A 16,583-nucleotide genomic window follows, 5' to 3' on the forward strand; every position below is an offset into this window, starting at 1 on the left:
TAACTGCAACTATACTTGTCGCAGTTAACTGAGACAACTTCTTTCTGAGTTAAATTTTAATGCTGCATAAAATCAGCATGTTAATGAAAAAGGGGAGGGTAGTTGTGATTGTGGGCAATAACGCCGTTATAATGACCCAGATAAATAACTTCGGAGTTAACCATGGCGTTTTACAGTTCCGGTGTGGAATACGGCATTCACAGCCTGATGTGCATGGTGGATGCAAAAGGCAATGAGCGTGAGATGAGCGTCCGGGAAATGGCCGCCCTGCAGGGTGTGCCGTATGATTACCTGGGAAAAATCTTCACCCGTTTGTCACGTGCCGGGCTGGTGAGCAGCACGGAAGGTAAGGGCGGCGGGTTTAAACTGGCGCGCCCGGCGGAGTTGATCACCGTACTGGATGTGGCGCACGCCATTGACGGTGAGAAGAACATGTTTGAGTGTCGCGAGGTGCGTCAGCGGCTGGCGGTGTTTAATGAAACGCCTCCTGCCTGGGTGTGCAATGGCCCGTGTGGCGTACGTTCGGTCATGGACAGCGCACAGCAACGGATGGAAGAGGAGTTAGCGCGACATACCATTCTCGATCTGGCGCGCAAGATGTACCGCAAAGCGCCGGATACCTTTCAGATTGAGGTTCAGGAGTGGATTTCTGACCGGCGATCGTCGTAGTGAAATGCCGGGTAAGGCAAAACCGCCCCCCGGCAACCGGCGATTAAGAGCGTAAATCAATCACCATACGACCGCGGATTTGACCCTGCTCCATCTCTTTAAAGATGGCATTGATATCTTCCAGCGGACGCATTGTCACTTTTGGCACCACTTTGCCCTCTGCCGCAAACTGGAATGCCTCCATCAGGTCCTGACGGGTTCCCACCAGCGAACCGACGACCTGAATGCCGTCCAGAACCAGGCGTGGAATATCCAGGCTCATCGCTTCCGGCGGCAGGCCCACGGCGACCACGCGGCCACCCGCACGCACGGCATCCACCGCTGAGTTGAAGGCTGCTTTTGCCACGGCAGTTACCACCGCGGCATGTGCGCCTCCGGTTTTCTCCTGAACAATTTTCGCTGCATCTTCGCTGCGAGAGTTAATGGTTAAATCTGCCCCCATGCTCGCGGCCAGTTTCAGCTGTTCATCGTTCACATCAATGGCGATGACCTTGGCGTTGAATACGTTTTTAGCGTACTGCAGCGCAAGGTTACCCAGACCACCAAGACCGTAAATCGCAATCCACTGGCCCGGCTTAATGTGGGACACTTTTACCGCTTTGTAGGTGGTGACCCCCGCGCAAGTGATGCTGCTCGCCGCTGCGGAATCCAGACCGTCCGGCACTTTTACCGCATAATCGGCGGTCACGATGCACTCTTCAGCCATCCCACCGTCAACGGAATAACCCGCGTTTTTCACATCCCGGCACAGGGTTTCGTTGCCGGTATTACAGTATTCGCAGTGTCCACAGCCTTCAAAAAACCATGCCACGCTCGCACGGTCGCCAATTTTCAGCGAGTTGACGCCTGGGCCAATCTCTTTAACGATCCCTATTCCTTCGTGACCCAGGATCACCCCGGTCTTATCACCGAAATCACCGTTCTTCACGTGAAGATCGGTATGACATACGCCGCAGCATTCCATCTTCAGCAGGGCTTCTCCATGCTTAAGCGGACGTAATGATTTTTCGGTGACATTGACCTGATGATCCTGAGTGACAACAGCAGCCTTCATATGTTTCTCCTTGTTCATGATGAGATTCTGCATAGCAGGTGTACTACTTCTTAAGGATTAATACTTAGGCGCGTTAATGCAAGGTGGCAGCAACATAATGTCATCATTTGATTCGATTTCGGATTAAGAATACAGCGATCCTCTAATAATCAGGGGGGCGTTCAGGGGGAGAGCGGCCCGGCGAGACACTCGCCGGGCGCGGACTTACAGTTTTGCTTCTATCGCCTCAATCTCCTGGCGCCATTGCGCCTGCAACTGCGGCTTCTGGTGCTTCGGTTTGCGGGCCAGGTCTTCCTCCAGCAATGTCTCCAGCGCGATCAGCCGTTCAAGCAGGTCGTCAAACTGCGAAGGGCGATCGTGCTGTTGTTTCGGTGAACACGGCGATGTTATCAGGCCTGCACTTTCACGCAGCCGTTCAAAGACCGCTTCGGCGTCATGCCATTCACTCAGCCTGCCGTCCTCAATCAGCCAGAAACGGTTGCAGCTTTGGCTGATTAATTGACGATCATGGCTGACCAGCAGCACGCCACCTTCAAATTGCTGCAGGGTTTCTGTCAGCGCCTCTTTGCCTTCCATGTCCAGATGGTTGGTCGGTTCATCCAGCATCAGCAGGCTATAGCGCGCTAACGTCAGGCCAACAAACAGCAGGCGAGAGCGTTCTCCACCGCTGATCGTACTGACTTTCTGACCGTGACGTGGCCACGCAAAGCCGGCACCGATCAGGGCCATCTTGCGATTCTGCGGATCGGGTGCAAACGGCTCCAGTGCGTCAAACAGCGATGCATCGTCCGGGAGCTGGTTCAGCGTCTGGTCATAATAGCCAGGCGATACGCGTGGGTGGAGTTTCAGCCCATCGTCAGCCTGCTCGCCGCGAAAATGCCGCCAGATCAGCTTCATCAGGGATGATTTACCGCAGCCGTTACGTCCAACGATGGCCACGCGATCGCCGCTTTTGAGACGCGCGATGTCAATGTTAAACAGCGCAGGCAGCCCGGGAGCCGGCGGCACCGCGAGGTTTTCCAGCTCCAGCAGACGGTCGGCCCGTAGCGCGTCGCCGCGCAGGGTTAATGTCCACTGACTTCCCGCCGTGACCTCCGTCTGGCTCTCTTTCAGCCGTTCAACCTGCTTTTCCATCTGTTTCGCTTTGCGGGCCAGGTCTTCGTTGTCATAGACTTTGCCCCAGGTCGCCAGTCTTTTTGCGCTGGCCGCGACGCGGTCGATCTCCTTTTGTTCTGCCTTGTGGCGCTGCGCATCACTTTCGTCTTTCGCATCCAGCGCTTTGCGTGCGGCGGTGCAGGGAAGGGCAAAGTAATGCAGCATCTTATCGCGCAGGATCCAGCTGCCGTTGGTTACGGCATCCAGCAGCTGCCTGTCATGTGAAACCAGCACAAAGCTGCCTGACCAGGCCTGTAAAAACTGCTCCAGCCAGAGCATGGTGGGTAAATCGAGGTGGTTACTCGGTTCATCCAGCAGCAGCAGGTCCGGCGCATTAATCAAAGCCCGCGCCAGCAGCAGACGCGTATGTTGCCCGCCGCTCAATGTTGCCGAGGTTAATGTCCAGTCCTGCGGCGTAAAGCCCATACTCGCCAGCAGCGTTTCCGCTTTCCAGCGCAGGCTCTCGCGTTCAGCTGCAGGCAGTTGTGCCAGCACGGCATCCAGCATGCTCAGGGGGTAAATCCCGTCCGGCAGATGTTGTTCTACGCGCGCCATGATGCAGTGCCCGGCCAGCGCGACCGTTCCGGCGGCAGGCGTGTCCGTACCGTCCAGCACCTTCAGCAACGTACTTTTACCGCAGCCGTTGTCGCCCAGCAGACCGATGCGATCGCCTTTTTTCAGCGTAAAGGAGAGCGAGTCGAAGAGCGTACCAAACGCCGTATCAACACGTAGAGATTGTGCAGTGAGTAAAGTGCTCATTGTTGCTTACCCAAGAGTTACAGGCATGTTTATGCCTCGTCAAACATCGCTGACGATAACTCAGTAAGCCCGAGAGAAGGGATTTAGGGGTTGGTGTCTTCGCTCAAGCAGAAGTTATCGCAGCACGATACCGATAACGCTTGAGCTGGTGCGATCACCAAATGTATGTGAAACATTGAAAATTTCACAGTACAGCATAATTGGCCTCCTTATATATTCAGTAGGTTAATGGATGAAGGCAGTGTAGCGGGGATTTTACGGCCCGGCAAGCGCGGGCAGAATGGCAGGCCGGGAGGCATGATTGCCTGACCCGGCCTGTTCTTTAGATAGACGTTCTGCGATAGCTGCGGTATTCCGGCATCCAGAAGTTGTCGTCAATGGCCTGCTGCAGCGCATCGGCGGAGGTTTTCACCGCCACGCCTTGCTGCTGTGCCATTTTTCCTACTGCGAAAGCGATCGCGCGGGACACCTTATGAATGTCTTTCAGCTCTGGTAACACCAGGCCTTCACCGTTATTCACCAGCGGTGAGTGTTTCGCCAGGGTTTCGCTGGCGGACATCAGCATTTCATCGGTAATGCGTGACGCACCGGACGCGATAACCCCCAGACCAATCCCCGGGAAGATGTAGGAGTTGTTGCACTGCGCGATCGGATAGGTTTTATCCTTCCACACCACCGGGTCGAATGGACTGCCGGTTGCCACCAGTGCGTTACCTTCGGTCCAGGCGATGATGTCCTGCGGTGTTGCTTCTACACGGGAAGTCGGGTTAGAGAGCGGCATCACAATAGGGCGTTCGCAGTGCTTGTGCATTTCGCGAATAATCTCTTCGGTGAAGAGACCGGTTTGCCCGGAAACGCCGATAAGAATGTCCGGCTTCACGTTGCGCACCACGTCCAGCAGGGAGAGCACCTCGTTGTCGGTATCCCAGTTTTTCAGGTTTTCGCGTTTCTGAACCAGTCGGGTCTGGAACGGCAGGAGGTTAGGCATACCGTCGGTCAGCAGGCCGAAACGGTCAACCATATAGACGCGGGAACGGGCCAGTTCTTCACTCAAGCCCTCGCGCTGCGTCTGAGCAATAATCTGCTCGGCAATACCGCAGCCCGCAGATCCTGCCCCCAGGAAGACGATTTTCTGGTAGCTCAACTGGCTGCCTGCCGCACGGCTGGCGGCGATCAGCGTCCCAACGGTCACGGCGGCGGTGCCCTGAATGTCGTCGTTGAATGAACAGATGTCATCGCGGTAGCGGTTCAGCAGCGGCATGGCGTTCTTCTGAGCAAAGTCTTCAAACTGCAGCAGCACGTTCGGCCAGCGTGCCTTAACGGCCTGGATAAAATCATCAACAAACTGATAATACTCATCGTCGGTAATGCGCGGATGACGCCAGCCCATGTACAGCGGATCGTTGAGCAGCTGCTGGTTGTTGGTACCCACATCCAGCACTACCGGCAGGGTGTACGCCGGGCTGATACCCCCACAGGCGGTGTACAGCGAGAGCTTACCGATTGGGATCCCCATTCCGCCAATGCCCTGATCCCCGAGGCCGAGAATACGTTCCCCGTCAGTCACAACAATGACCTTGATGTTGTGGTTCGGCACGTTCTGCAGAATATCGTCCATATTGTGACGGTTCTGATAAGAGATGAATACGCCGCGGGAGCGACGGTAGATCTCAGAGAAACGTTCACAGGCCGCACCCACCGTTGGGGTGTAGATCACCGGCATCATCTCTTCGAGGTGGTTCTGAACCAGGCGATAGAAGAGGGTTTCATTGGTGTCCTGAATGTTACGCAGGTAGATGTGCTTGTCGATTTCAGTCTTGAAACCCTGATACTGGATCCACGCACGTTCAGCCTGTTCTTCAATGGTTTCCACCACTTCGGGCAGCAGACCAAGCAGGTTGAAGTTGCTGCGCTCTTCCATGCTGAAGGCGCTGCCTTTGTTGAGCAGGGGGAATTCCAGTAAAACCGGACCGGCATAAGGGATATATAAGGAACGATGTTTTTTCAGTTTGTTGTCCATGTCACTCACTCTTTTTTTGAAGATCCGTCCCTGACACTGCTGTTTGTCATCTTTCTGGCCTGTGCGGTGGGGTGCGGTCAGGCGGTATTATAAAGGAGCTAAATGTTAATTACCGCAACACATAAACAAAAACACCATCGGTTTTGCCGATGGTGTTCAGGATCTCTTACTGGAACTTACTTGCCAGCGTGGCGTTTTCTGCCGGTGGCATGGGTGACTTGCGTTTCACTGTCGCCCTCAATCACCACTTTACGTTGGTTAGAAAGCTTGTAGTTCAGTCCCAGAATATGGCGTGCCTGACGGTTCGATTTCATCTTTACTCCTCAATCCTGTTGATAGTTTTAAGGACAAGTTTGCTTACGCAAACGAAATGTAACCCCTTAGGTTGCAGATCCAGCTTAGCAGGTTTTTACAAAGAGGCATTCTGTCCACTGACCACGTAGTTAATGGTCTGTTGGTAGATGTCACTGAGGATGTCATTGTCTGTGGATTCCACCCATTTGGTCAGTTCCATCAAAATGTCATCTTCAGTCACAGCACCGTGTTCGGCGTGAAGACCCTGTGCGATCGCGTTAACGAGTTCAGGTTGTGCTGCTGCAGTATTTGCCGGGTAATAAGTAAACATGCTGCCTCCGTGTCGTTGTCTGTGTAATGGTACGGCTCGCAAAAAATGTAATTCACAAACAGAATGGCAAATATTTTCCTTGCTGTGTCTAAGATTCATCTTAGAAATAAAAATGACATAAGTGCATGCTTTTAGACACTTTTAGAAATGGAGGAATAATGACAGGGGACGAGGGGGAATATTTTGATGCTGCTCCTGCTATCCGAGAAAATAGCAGGAGCAGAGATTAATTTACCATTTCATTTCGCCGGTATTCACTTTCGCACTTAATTCCAGCGAGCTCTCTTCGGCCAGGCCCGGATACGCTTTTTTCATGGCGCTAATGACGCCAGCAGAATCTTTGTGATTAGCCAGCGTCTGCTCGAACCGCTGCAGATATTCACGGGTAAAATCGATAGCGCCGGTACCTGACGGTGGCGTCCCCAGATAGTGACCCGGGATCACGCGCTCAGGTTTGTGCGCCGCCATGTTTTCCAGCGTGTCCTGCCACTGCTGGCGACGTGCGCGGGTCTGGGTATCGGCCGTCCACAGATGGATGCCCCATGAAACGCCCGTGCCGCCAAGAATCGTCTTCGCTGATGGGATCCAGACATAGGCCGCGTAGCTGTCTGGCTGTTCAATATCGATTTTCTCACCATCAACCATAAACGTGGTGGAGGTCAGCACCTGGGGAACGATCAGCGTTGTTGGCGCGCCGTCTTTCATCTGTGGGCCCCAGAAGGCCAGCTTGGCATCTTTGGTGGCCTTGATATGGTCAACCACCTGCTGAGTCGCCACGACTTTCGCATTCGGGAACGCTTTAACCAGCGGCTGCAGACCAAAGTAGAAGTCCGGATCGCCGGAGGTGATCACAATCTTGTTCAGGGTTTTACCGCTGCGGCGAATTTTCTCCACCAGTGCTTCACCGTCTTTCACGCTGAACTGCGCGTCAAACAGGACGGCCTCTTTCGGGCCAGACACCAGCGTCGACGAGACCGCAAAGATGCCTTTCTCCTGCGGGTTCCAGGTATCAATGGTCAACGGTGCGGCGAAGACCGCCGGCGTGAAGAGGGTGCATAGCAGTGCAAGGCGAGTGAGCTTCATCATCATGTCTCTTTTTATCAGGAAAGACCCTATTGTACCGAACTCTCCATTTGCCAGAATTCCTGAAACAAGACATGCTTAGTTTCATAAATCGAGCAAATGGAGCGTTATATGGATCGCGTTATTGCCGCACAGGTCTATAACCGGATTTGCGAGCTGGGAAGTTTGAGTGCCGCAGCCCGTGCGCTGGGCATTTCCCGGCCCATGGTAAGCCGTTATCTTGAGCAGATGGAGAAGTGGGCGGGGACCCGGCTGGTGAACCGCTCAACGCGCAAGCTGACGCTGACCGCAGCAGGGGAAAAGGTACTGCAGAAAACGCGTACCCTTTCGCAACTGTCGCAGGAGATTGAAGGCCAGTCGGAGAAAGATTTACCTTCCGGCACCTTACGGGTAGCCTGCGCGCACTTTACCGCCATGCACATGATTGCGCCGGTACTGCCCGGGCTGCTGGCGCGTTATCCGCAGCTCAGAATTGAACTGGATGTGAATAACCATCCCGTGAGTCTGGTGGGCGAGCGTATTGACGTAGCCGTGCGTATTACCGATAACCCGGAGCCGGGCATGATTGCCCGCAGGCTGGGCGAGTGCCGTTCGGTGCTTTGCGCCTCGCCGGACTATCTTGCGCAGCACGGCACGCCCGTGACGCCTGAGGATTTGGCGCAGCACAATTGTCTGCATTACATCTTCTTCGCGGGTCAGTCGTGGCATTTTGTGACGCTGGAAGGCGAAAGCGTGAGCGTCGCGGTGAGCGGCAATCTTAGCGCCAGCATCTCGTCGTTGTTGATGGACGCGGCGGTTAAACATTGCGGTATTGCAATGCTGCCCGAGCACGAAGCGCAAGGGGCGCTCGAGCAAGGACTGCTGGTCCCGGTGCTCACAGACTTAGTGCCTAAGCCGCTCGCCATTCACGGGATTTACCAGTCGCGGGAATATCAGCCTGCGGCCCTGCGCGTCTTTCTTGATGAAATTGCAGGGCATCTGAACTGATGCCCGCGCAGTGAACCTGTGGCTTATTTCGTCGTCAGCCAGGGCGACGTCGTGCTCCAGAAAATAATATCTGCGCCGAGATACGCTTCTGCGAACTGAACAAATTCATCTTTGGTGAAGGGCTTGCCGGTAGCCGGGTTTCTATAGGTAAGCGTGGGCTCCTGAACGGCCATGGCGACCAGCGGCAGTTTGTTTTTATACTGGTTAAAGAACGGATAGGCGTTTTTCATTTGCGCCTTGCGGTTGGGAACAATATCCGGTCCGCCAAGCCCGATATTATGGGCACTGGCGTATTCAAACAGCCGCCCCATGTAATTATGATCATTGTTCCATTCACACGGCCAGAAGTTCACATATTGTACGACATGGGATTGCGTGAAAACCTTTCGCGCAAAGGCGAGGTTTTCCATTTCTCCGGCAAAATAGTTGTCGCACGAAAATCCTGTCGGCGGCTTTTTCTCATCAAGGTCAATGGCGGTTTCAGGTAAGTTCACACCGTAAACCTGGCCATCAAAACGCTTCGCCAGGGCTGCCAGTAAGGCCTGATACCGTTCACGCACGGCAGGATCCCACTGACGGGCTACCCAGCCTGAACCTGTAGGTTTCCCTTCACCAGGGTTGTCAAACTGCGGAGAAATACCGCCGCTGTACTTTGTGTCTGCCATCAGATAATCAGGGACATACCGGGCATCTTTTTCGAAGAAGCGATCCTGGATTTGAATAAACAGCTTTTTATCGCTGGCCTTCAGGCGCGCCAGGTCTCGCTCTATGGGTGAGAAGTCATATCTGTCTTTCTCAGGCTCCAGTGCACGCCAGTTATAAACAATCTGCGCGCCACCGATATCACGACGGGCGATAAACGCGGCGGCGGCATCAAGGTCGCCCGAGCTGGTATAGATAAAATTCTCCGGCGTGCTGGCAAAGAGGGGGAGCGTCACGGCGAGCGTGGTCAGTGCCACGACAAGCCTGGTGTTTAGCATCATAGGCCTTTCCCTTTTGATGGTTCGAAGTGAGGTATCGCATCAACGCCAACCAGAATACTCTGTGTTCCAGGACGCGTCAGATCTCTGGTCTATACTTAACCCTTTGTAAGCCAAAAGGAGAGCAAGAATGACAATTCATAAGCACGGTTCAGCACACTGGTCTGGCGATATTAAACGCGGAAAAGGAACTGTTTCTACCGAGAGCGGCGTTCTCAATCAACAGCCTTACGGCTTCAACACCCGTTTTGAAGGCGAAAAAGGGACCAACCCGGAAGAACTGATTGGTGCCGCACACGCAGCCTGTTTTTCAATGGCACTGTCGCTGATGCTGGGTGAAGCAGGCTACACCGCCGATTCCATTGATACTACCGCAGACGTGTCACTGGATAAAAAAGAGGGCGGTTTCGCCATTACGAAGGTCGCACTGCAGAGCAAGGTTACTGTACCCGGCATTGACCCTCAGCAGTTCGATGGCGTTATTCAGAAAGCGAAAGCCGGCTGCCCGGTTTCCCAGCTGCTGAACGCGGAAATCACGCTGGATTACACGCTCAATTAAACCAAAGCTCATGAAAAGCCCTCATGCGCGCAGCTGTGCGCATGAGGATAGGTGTATTTGTGGGTAGCAAAAGGAATCTTAACGCGTGCCGGTTGCGTTAAGGCTGATAATGGGCATGATGGCCACATTACCTGCGTAAAAGAGATCTGAATTCGTAAACGAATAAACACGCCCGGTGAGGTTTACATTGACGTGAGAGCCGTAGCCAGAGATTTTGGCGTCGCCAGTGTCAGCTACCATAAAGGGTGAGCGTTTCTTCAGGTGCTCCAACAGATTATCCTGCACTTTTGTATCCAGGTAATAGCGATAAACATCTGAAACCGTCGCCCCCCCGCCTTTGTACTTTGTAACGTACAAATAGACCTCGGGTGTAATTTGTTGTTGTGAGTAAAGGTCATCATCCGGTGGCTGGTTTGCAAAATACTGAAACCCTACAAAAACCAGCAGCGCGGCAGTTAGCGCTCTGTGCAGCCACTTAATAACCGTGCTGTTTGGCATAATCTATTCCCTGTTTAATCCAAAACTGGTCATGAGGGTCATCCCCGTAAGGTAACTCACCGTACCATGTTCCCCATTGCGGCTTCGACGTTCCCGCCCGGCTTTGTGCAAAACCCGCGCCCATATACAAGGTTGCTTCTGGTATCCCTGCTGCAAACCCGGTGGCCCCATAATTAAAATTACCAAAATTAGCCAGGTCACGGCGTTGCTATTTGTAATCCCACGGGCCACGATTTTTGACCTGTTGATAGAACCAGTAATAGGTTTGCGGTAGCGCCATATTCCGCCCTGCGCCATGCGTGCTAGCTTCACGCATATTGCTATCAATTAACCTTGTGCCTCCACTCGGCATTTGTGGCAATACAGCCATAACGTCATCCTTAAAGTTTGATTTTTGGGTAGATATCAACCCATTATCCGCACCAGGTCAATAAAAAACGCTGAATTAAAGGATAGAAATAAATGCATTAGCACCGGATTTTCATGGATTATAAAGTTTATCCGTATTTTGCTCCGGCTATCCCTTCAGCGCGGCAGGAAACACTTCTGCCAGCCAGGCGATAAACACTCTCAGTCGATGTGTCAGATGCCGGTTCTGCGGATAAACCACATGAAACGGATAAGCGTCAGGTCGCCAGTCACTAAGAATTTCAGTTAACGTCCCCGCCTGTAAATGCCTTTTTGTCGAATACTGAAACGTCTGAATAATGCCTAAACCTGCCACCGCCGCCGCCAGATGAGCATTGCTTTCATTGACCCCAAGGAAGTGCGGAATACTTATCTCCAGCCTTTCTCCCTTTTCCCTGAAGCGAAACGGAAAGGCCCGACCGGTGACGGGAGAAAGGTAGCTAATCAGCTTATGGCCATTGCACAGTTCCCGCGGATAGGCTGGTACGCCATGATATTTTAAATAATCAGACGTCGCGCAGGTGACCATTTCAGCGTCACCCAGATGACGGGCAATAAGGGAGGAGTCGTCCAGAGGGCCGCCGCGGATCACGCAGTCAACGTTACCGCTGATCAAATCTACGGGCCGGTCGGCCACGCCAAGATCGATGCGTATTTCCGGATAACGCTGCATAAAATCCGGGAGCAGGGGGATCAGCACGTCGCGCGCGGTTGAACCGCCCACATCCACGCGCAGATGGCCTTTCGGCGTCGCGCGAGAAACGCGAAACGACGTATCGATATCTTCAATATCAATCAGCACCCTGAGCGCTTTTTCATAGTACCCGGCACCTTCCGGTGTGGTGACTACCCGTCGTGTCGTGCGATGTAAAAGCCGGATCTCCAGGTGCGCTTCGAGCGATTTCACCAGCTTGCTCAGGGTGGCGATAGGCATATTCAGAGAATCAGCCGCACGCGTAAAACTTCCGGTTTCCACCACCCGTGTAAATGCGCGCATTGCCATGAGCTGGTCCATTCGTACTCCGGATTATTTCCACCTGTGAATAGTGATTTTCATTTTTGCCCGTTTTTCATTAATCCTGCAACCGATAGAGTTTATTCAACGCAAGCGAAAACCTCTTCAACCGTTTTTGCGGGCATCCTGAAAACATGATTAAAGGTGAATAATATGAATACGTCTCTCGCAGGTAAAATTGCCCTGGTTACGGGCGGCAGCACAGGTATCGGTCTCGCCACCGCGCAGGAACTGGCGGCTCAGGGCGCGAAGGTTTACATCACCGGACGTCGTCAGGCAGAGCTGGACGCAGCCGTCGCACAAATTGCCACCGCGGCGGTCGGCATTCGTGCAGACGTCTCTCAACTTTCCGACCTCGATAAAGTCTATGCGCAGATTGCAAAAGACGAAGGGCGTCTGGATATTCTGTTCGCCAATGCGGGGGGTGGCGACATGCTGCCGTTAGGCGCTATCACTGAAGAGCAGTTTGATCGCATCTTTGCAACCAACGTTCGCGGTGTACTGTTCACCGTGCAAAAAGCGTTACCGCTGTTATCTGCCGGATCGTCGATCATTCTGACCGGATCCACGGTATCCATTAAAGGAACCGCAAACTTTAGCGTATACAGTGCCAGTAAAGCCGCCGTGCGCAACTTTGCCCGTTCGTGGGCGCTGGATTTGCAGGGGCGCGGTATTCGCGTCAACGTGGTGAGCCCGGGGCCCATCAAAACCCCAGGGCTGGGTGACCTGGTGGCGGAAGAACATCGTCAGGGGCTGTATGACGCGCTGGCCGCCCAGGTGCCGCTGGGGCGCTTAGGCGCGCCGGGGGAAGTGGGTAAAGCGGTGGCGTTTCTGGCCTCAGATGCAGCAAGCTTTATCAACGCCACCGAACTGTTTGTCGACGGTGGAATGGCGCAAATTTAAACGTGAAACAGCGCCACCCTGCGTGGCTACTCGCTCAGATTGCGCCAGCAACGCACGCTACAGCCCTCAACTGAAGGCTGTAGCGACTGCGGGCGCTCGCACCCTTGCGCTGCCTGCGGACAGCGGTCCCGGAAATAACAGCCGGTGGGTAGGTGGCGATTGCCAGGAAGCTCTGTTTTACGCAGCGCCAGGTTTTCATCCAGCGGTTCACCGGTTCTGGGGACGGAATCAAGTAGCAGCCGGGTGTAGGGATGGCGTGGCCTGACAAGCACCTGATCGGTGGTTCCCAGTTCCACGATCTGGCCCAGATACATCACCGCCACACGATCGCTCATGTGTCTGACTACCGAGACGTTATGTGAGATCAACACATAGGTGAGGTTCCGTTCCTGCTGCAGTTTTACCAGCAGGTTGAGGATTTGCGCCTGCACGGAAATATCCAGCGCGCTGGTGGGTTCGTCGAGCACGATGATGTCTGGATTGGACGACAGCGCCCGGGCGATAGCAATGCGCTGGCGCTGCCCGCCTGAAAAGGCATGCGGTAGCCGGTCAAGATATTCCGCACGAATACCCACCTGCATCGCCAGCGTCTCTGCCAGCTGGCGCCGTTCGCGTTCACTGCTGCGTTTTTGCACCCACACCGGCTCGGTGATGATGCGCCACACCGGCAGACGCGGGTCGAGGGAGGAGAGCGGGTCCTGAAAAACCATCTGCATGCCGCCCGCGTGATGCGTCCGCTGATAGTCGCCGGTGCTGGGCCTGAGCATGCCCATCAATAGCTGTGCCAGCGTGCTTTTCCCGCAGCCGGATTCCCCTACAATGCCCAGCGTTTCGCCGCGACGGATCTGCAGGTCCAGTCCATTGAGGGCATGCACCTGTTCCGTGACGCGGCCCAGCCAGTTTTTGCGTGCGGGAAAGTTGACATGCACGCTATCCAGTTCAAGCAAAATGTCAGACATGGTGTTTCTCCCGTTGCGGGTACCAGCAGGCAACCATCTGGCCCTCTGCACCATTAGGAAGCAAGCGCGGTGCCTCACCGCATTTCGTCCCGGCGGCAAAGCAGCGCTCGCGGAACGCGCAGCCTTGTGGAAGCTGGCTGAGATTAGGAACCGTGCCGGGAATGGCCGGAAGCAACTCGCGCGGCGCACCGTTTTCAGGTGCACATTGCAACAGGCCGATGGAGTAGGGATGAACGGGATGGTGGATCAGCGTTTGCGTGGCACCGCTCTCAATTACGCTTCCCGCGTACATCACATACATCCGGTCACAGAGCTGGGAAACCACGGCCATATCGTGGCTGATAAACAGCACCGAGGTTCCGCTGGCCCGCGCCTTGTGCTTCAGCAGACGCAGTACCTGCAGCTGCACGGTCACATCCAGCGCCGTGGTCGGCTCGTCGGCGATGATAAGTTCAGGCTCGCAGGAGAAGGCAAGGGCGATCATCACTCGCTGACGCATGCCGCCGGAGAGTTCAAACGGATAACGCGCCATCACCGCTTTTGCGTCCGGGATTTGCATCTCCTCCAGCAGGGCAATCGCTTTTTGCTGCGCCGCGCGACGGTCGAGCGGCTGATGTTGGCGGATCACCTCCACCATTTGCTTACCAATCCGTCGCGTTGGGTTCAGGGCGGTCATGGGCTCCTGAAAAATCATCGCCACTTTTGCCCCACGCCACTGGCGAAGCTGTTTTTCCGATGCGGTCAGAACATCCTCTCCCAGCAATGTTACCTGACCGTGATGAATTCGGTAGCAGCCTTCCGGCAACAGGCGCATGGCGAGCATGGCGGTAACCGACTTCCCCGACCCCGACTCGCCCACTACGCCGACAATCTCACCCCGTTTAATCTCCAGCGAGACGTGGTTCAGCGCATGAACCTCACCGCGGTATATCGGGAAACTCAGATGTAAATCCTCGATGGTTAAAACAGAGTCGGTCATGACTGTTTCCCTCCTGATTTCGGATCCAGCAGGTCGCGGATGCCGTCACCAAAAAGATTAAAGCCCACGGCGGTAATCAAAATGGCCGCGCCAGGAAAAGCGCAATACCACCACTGGTCAAGTACATAGTTGCGCCCTACGGCAACCATCGCGCCCCATTCGGCGGTGGGTTGCTGTGCGCCCAGACCGATAAAGCCCAGCGTGGCGGCCATCAGAATGGCGCTGCCAATATCCAGCGAAGCCTGCACAATCAGCGGCGGCAGGGCGTTGCGCAGAATATGCCAGCTGATTAAATGCCAGCGTGATGCGCCGAAGGTGCGGGCCGCCTGAACATAGGTAAACTGGCGCACGACAAGGGTTTGCCCGCGAGCCAGACGCACGTAAAACGGAATACGTACAATCGCGATGGCGAGCATTGCGTTAAACAGGCTCGGCCCCAGCGCCGCTGCCAGTGCCATGGTCAGCACCAGCGAGGGAATGGAGAGCATCACGTCCATAATGCGCATAATAAGGGCGTCGCCGCGCCCGCCCATTACGCCAGACAAACAGCCCAGCAGCGAGCCAATACCGCCCGCAATCACCACGACGGCCAGCCCCGCGCTGATCGACTGCTGGCTGCCGGCGAGCACCCGGCTGAACAGATCGCGGCCAACCTCATCGGTGCCAAACCAGTGTTCGGTAGACGGAGCCTGCAGACGCGCGGTCAAATCCAGCGCATTGGGGTCATGCGGCACAATCCACGGCGATGTCACCATCAGCAGGAGCATCAGGATCATGATCGCGGCGCCAATCAGCGTGAGGGGGCTTTTACGCAGCATCCAGAACAGTTTTGCCCAGTTGATGCCTGCTTTCGCTGTTTTAACCGGGACGGGCGTTTCCTGAGTCAACATCATTCGGCACCTCCGCGCCCGATTCGCGGGTCAACCCACAGATAGAGCAGATCGACCACCAGATTAACCAGCACATAGGCCAGTGAGACCACTACCGCGAAGCCCATGACGGCAGGGAAATCGAGTGCCTGAATAGAGGTGACGACCCAGGCGCCCATTCCCGGCCAGGCAAAGACGGTTTCGGTGAGGACTGCGCCATACAGCAGATCGCCCAGTGCCAGTCCAAGCACGGTAATTGACGGGATCATCGCATTGGGCAGGGCATAGCGCAGCACGATGTACCAGCCGGGCAATCCGCTGGCGCGTGCGGTTCGTATGTAATCTTCACTGAGCTGCTCCAGCATGGCCGAGCGAACCTGACGCGCCACAATGCCGAGATGAACAAATGCCAGCGTCATCGAAGGTAAAATCAGATGCTGCAGGGCATTGAAAAAGACCTCCCCGTTGCCTTCCAGCAGCGCATCCACCAGATAAAAGCCGGTAACGCGCGTCGGCGGATCGAGCCAGTCGTCAAGCCTTCCACCGCCCGGCAGAAGTTGCAGATGCCCGTAGAAGAGGACAATCACTCCCAACCCAAGCCAGAATGCGGGCGTTGAAATGCCCGTCATCGCCATTAAGCGCACCAGATGATCCAGCCAGCGGTCACGGTAGACCGCCGATAAAATCCCCAGCGGCACGCCGATAACCAGCGCCAGCAGCAGGGAACAAAAAGCCAGCTCCAGGGTGGCCGGGAAAAAGGCCTTCAAATCTTCCGCAACCGGTCGCCCGGTGCGGATAGAGGTGCCTAAATCGCCATGGGCCAGCGCATCCACATAGCGACCAAACTGGATATACAACGGTTGATCCAGCCCCAGCTGCTGGCGGATACCTTGCACAATGTCGTCGCTGGCGCGGTCTCCGGCCAACAGGCGGGCCGGATCGCCGGGGATCAGGTGTGAAATAATAAAGGTGATGATACAGACACCGGCCACCACCAGGATTAACCCCCAGCAGCGCTGGCGCACAATGCTCCAGAACGTCATACACTTTCCCCCGGCGAG

18 protein-coding genes are annotated in these 16,583 nt (G+C 55.0%); 4 read left to right on the plus strand and 14 right to left on the minus strand.

Annotated elements, in window-relative coordinates:
• Nucleotides 1-162 precede the first annotated feature (162 nt).
• Nucleotides 163-669, plus strand: a complete 507-nt coding sequence (locus ACMVME_RS01115; protein WP_014170178.1) for an RrF2 family transcriptional regulator — start codon at nt 163-165, stop codon at nt 667-669.
• Nucleotides 670-712: 43 nt separating this feature from the next.
• Here ACMVME_RS01115 and adhP read toward each other — a convergent pair whose 3' ends face one another.
• The 6 genes from adhP to ACMVME_RS01145 all read right to left on the minus strand — a co-directional run bounded on the left by adhP (nt 713) and on the right by ACMVME_RS01145 (nt 7,365).
• Nucleotides 713-1,723 carry an alcohol dehydrogenase AdhP gene (adhP, locus tag ACMVME_RS01120; protein WP_020884077.1) on the minus strand — a complete coding sequence of 337 codons (1,011 nt, stop codon included), beginning with the start codon at nt 1,721-1,723 and terminating at the stop codon, nt 713-715.
• Nucleotides 1,724-1,927: 204 nt separating this feature from the next.
• Complete coding sequence (locus ACMVME_RS01125) at nt 1,928-3,637, minus strand: ABC-F family ATP-binding cassette domain-containing protein (protein WP_068794658.1); 1,710 nt, start codon at nt 3,635-3,637, stop codon at nt 1,928-1,930.
• A gap of 322 nt (nt 3,638-3,959) precedes the next feature.
• On the minus strand, nt 3,960-5,657 hold the full coding sequence (locus ACMVME_RS01130; protein ID WP_063214386.1) for an NAD-dependent malic enzyme: 1,698 nt from the start codon (nt 5,655-5,657) through the stop codon (nt 3,960-3,962).
• Nucleotides 5,658-5,833: 176 nt separating this feature from the next.
• A complete protein-coding gene (gene sra / locus ACMVME_RS01135; protein ID WP_013096533.1) occupies nt 5,834-5,971 on the minus strand; it encodes a stationary-phase-induced ribosome-associated protein in 138 nt (45 codons plus the stop codon).
• A 95-nt stretch (nt 5,972-6,066) separates the two neighbouring features.
• Entirely contained in the window at nt 6,067-6,282 is a 216-nt protein-coding gene (gene bdm, locus ACMVME_RS01140; RefSeq protein WP_020884080.1) for a biofilm-dependent modulation protein, read from the minus strand.
• Nucleotides 6,283-6,513: 231 nt separating this feature from the next.
• Complete coding sequence (locus ACMVME_RS01145; RefSeq protein WP_025204138.1) at nt 6,514-7,365, minus strand: Vmh family MBL fold metallo-hydrolase; 852 nt, start codon at nt 7,363-7,365, stop codon at nt 6,514-6,516.
• 111 nt (nt 7,366-7,476) lie between these two features.
• On the opposite strand from ACMVME_RS01145, the gene ACMVME_RS01150 reads away from it, so the two are divergent.
• On the plus strand, nt 7,477-8,352 hold the full coding sequence (locus tag ACMVME_RS01150; protein WP_068794657.1) for a LysR family transcriptional regulator: 876 nt from the start codon (nt 7,477-7,479) through the stop codon (nt 8,350-8,352).
• A gap of 23 nt (nt 8,353-8,375) precedes the next feature.
• On the opposite strand, the gene ACMVME_RS01155 is transcribed toward ACMVME_RS01150, so the two are convergent.
• Nucleotides 8,376-9,335 carry a hypothetical protein gene (locus ACMVME_RS01155; protein ID WP_068794656.1) on the minus strand — a complete coding sequence of 320 codons (960 nt, stop codon included), beginning with the start codon at nt 9,333-9,335 and terminating at the stop codon, nt 8,376-8,378.
• A 127-nt stretch (nt 9,336-9,462) separates the two neighbouring features.
• Between ACMVME_RS01155 and ACMVME_RS01160 the strand changes: the two genes are divergently transcribed.
• Nucleotides 9,463-9,891 (plus strand): OsmC family protein, encoded by a 429-nt coding sequence (locus ACMVME_RS01160; RefSeq protein WP_014170171.1) that lies wholly within the window; start codon nt 9,463-9,465, stop codon nt 9,889-9,891.
• A 78-nt stretch (nt 9,892-9,969) separates the two neighbouring features.
• On the opposite strand, the gene ACMVME_RS01165 is transcribed toward ACMVME_RS01160, so the two are convergent.
• The 3 genes from ACMVME_RS01165 to ACMVME_RS01175 all read right to left on the minus strand — a co-directional run bounded on the left by ACMVME_RS01165 (nt 9,970) and on the right by ACMVME_RS01175 (nt 11,812).
• On the minus strand, nt 9,970-10,389 hold the full coding sequence (locus tag ACMVME_RS01165; protein WP_068794655.1) for a hypothetical protein: 420 nt from the start codon (nt 10,387-10,389) through the stop codon (nt 9,970-9,972).
• Nucleotides 10,367-10,585, minus strand: coding sequence for a polymorphic toxin type 44 domain-containing protein (locus ACMVME_RS01170; protein ID WP_260453904.1), 219 nt, complete (start codon nt 10,583-10,585; stop codon nt 10,367-10,369). The genes ACMVME_RS01165 and ACMVME_RS01170 overlap by 23 nt, the downstream gene beginning before the upstream one ends.
• Before the next feature lie 321 nt (nt 10,586-10,906).
• A complete protein-coding gene (locus tag ACMVME_RS01175; protein ID WP_025204143.1) occupies nt 10,907-11,812 on the minus strand; it encodes a LysR family transcriptional regulator in 906 nt (301 codons plus the stop codon).
• A 153-nt stretch (nt 11,813-11,965) separates the two neighbouring features.
• On the opposite strand from ACMVME_RS01175, the gene ACMVME_RS01180 reads away from it, so the two are divergent.
• Nucleotides 11,966-12,715, plus strand: a complete 750-nt coding sequence (locus ACMVME_RS01180) for an SDR family NAD(P)-dependent oxidoreductase (protein ID WP_068794654.1) — start codon at nt 11,966-11,968, stop codon at nt 12,713-12,715.
• A 26-nt stretch (nt 12,716-12,741) separates the two neighbouring features.
• Here ACMVME_RS01180 and ACMVME_RS01185 read toward each other — a convergent pair whose 3' ends face one another.
• Genes ACMVME_RS01185 through ACMVME_RS01200 form a run of 4 tightly spaced genes read right to left on the minus strand, consistent with a single transcriptional unit; the run spans nt 12,742 to nt 16,565 of the window.
• Nucleotides 12,742-13,674 (minus strand): ABC transporter ATP-binding protein, encoded by a 933-nt coding sequence (locus ACMVME_RS01185; protein WP_063924920.1) that lies wholly within the window; start codon nt 13,672-13,674, stop codon nt 12,742-12,744.
• Nucleotides 13,667-14,653 (minus strand): ABC transporter ATP-binding protein, encoded by a 987-nt coding sequence (locus ACMVME_RS01190; RefSeq protein ID WP_414743339.1) that lies wholly within the window; start codon nt 14,651-14,653, stop codon nt 13,667-13,669. Before ACMVME_RS01190 ends, ACMVME_RS01185 begins: the two co-directional genes overlap by 8 nt.
• Nucleotides 14,650-15,546, minus strand: a complete 897-nt coding sequence (ddpC, locus tag ACMVME_RS01195) for a D,D-dipeptide ABC transporter permease (RefSeq protein ID WP_068794652.1) — start codon at nt 15,544-15,546, stop codon at nt 14,650-14,652. The genes ACMVME_RS01190 and ddpC overlap by 4 nt, the downstream gene beginning before the upstream one ends.
• Complete coding sequence (locus ACMVME_RS01200) at nt 15,543-16,565, minus strand: ABC transporter permease (protein ID WP_014170162.1); 1,023 nt, start codon at nt 16,563-16,565, stop codon at nt 15,543-15,545. The genes ddpC and ACMVME_RS01200 overlap by 4 nt, the downstream gene beginning before the upstream one ends.
• Nucleotides 16,566-16,583: the final 18 nt, after the last annotated feature.

Source organism: Enterobacter cloacae complex sp. 2024EL-00711 (genome assembly GCF_047529885.1).
GTDB lineage: Bacteria > Pseudomonadota > Gammaproteobacteria > Enterobacterales > Enterobacteriaceae > Enterobacter > Enterobacter ludwigii.

Excerpts from the sequence above, each read along its gene's own strand:
- ACMVME_RS01160 (WP_014170171.1), top strand. The coding sequence starts at position 9,463 with ATGACAATTCATAAGCACGGTTCAGCACACTGGTCTGGCGATATTAAA.
- ACMVME_RS01165 (WP_068794655.1), bottom strand. The coding sequence starts at position 10,389 with ATGCCAAACAGCACGGTTATTAAGTGGCTGCACAGAGCGCTAACTGCC.
- ddpC (WP_068794652.1), bottom strand. The coding sequence starts at position 15,546 with ATGATGTTGACTCAGGAAACGCCCGTCCCGGTTAAAACAGCGAAAGCA.
- ACMVME_RS01185 (WP_063924920.1), bottom strand. The coding sequence starts at position 13,674 with ATGTCTGACATTTTGCTTGAACTGGATAGCGTGCATGTCAACTTTCCC.
- adhP (WP_020884077.1), bottom strand. The coding sequence starts at position 1,723 with ATGAAGGCTGCTGTTGTCACTCAGGATCATCAGGTCAATGTCACCGAA.
- ACMVME_RS01125 (WP_068794658.1), bottom strand. The coding sequence starts at position 3,637 with ATGAGCACTTTACTCACTGCACAATCTCTACGTGTTGATACGGCGTTT.
- ACMVME_RS01200 (WP_014170162.1), bottom strand. The coding sequence starts at position 16,565 with ATGACGTTCTGGAGCATTGTGCGCCAGCGCTGCTGGGGGTTAATCCTG.
- ACMVME_RS01115 (WP_014170178.1), top strand. The coding sequence starts at position 163 with ATGGCGTTTTACAGTTCCGGTGTGGAATACGGCATTCACAGCCTGATG.
- ACMVME_RS01155 (WP_068794656.1), bottom strand. The coding sequence starts at position 9,335 with ATGATGCTAAACACCAGGCTTGTCGTGGCACTGACCACGCTCGCCGTG.
- ACMVME_RS01150 (WP_068794657.1), top strand. The coding sequence starts at position 7,477 with ATGGATCGCGTTATTGCCGCACAGGTCTATAACCGGATTTGCGAGCTG.
- ACMVME_RS01175 (WP_025204143.1), bottom strand. The coding sequence starts at position 11,812 with ATGGACCAGCTCATGGCAATGCGCGCATTTACACGGGTGGTGGAAACC.
- ACMVME_RS01190 (WP_414743339.1), bottom strand. The coding sequence starts at position 14,653 with ATGACCGACTCTGTTTTAACCATCGAGGATTTACATCTGAGTTTCCCG.
- bdm (WP_020884080.1), bottom strand. The coding sequence starts at position 6,282 with ATGTTTACTTATTACCCGGCAAATACTGCAGCAGCACAACCTGAACTC.
- ACMVME_RS01130 (WP_063214386.1), bottom strand. The coding sequence starts at position 5,657 with ATGGACAACAAACTGAAAAAACATCGTTCCTTATATATCCCTTATGCC.
- ACMVME_RS01180 (WP_068794654.1), top strand. The coding sequence starts at position 11,966 with ATGAATACGTCTCTCGCAGGTAAAATTGCCCTGGTTACGGGCGGCAGC.
- ACMVME_RS01145 (WP_025204138.1), bottom strand. The coding sequence starts at position 7,365 with ATGAAGCTCACTCGCCTTGCACTGCTATGCACCCTCTTCACGCCGGCG.
- sra (WP_013096533.1), bottom strand. The coding sequence starts at position 5,971 with ATGAAATCGAACCGTCAGGCACGCCATATTCTGGGACTGAACTACAAG.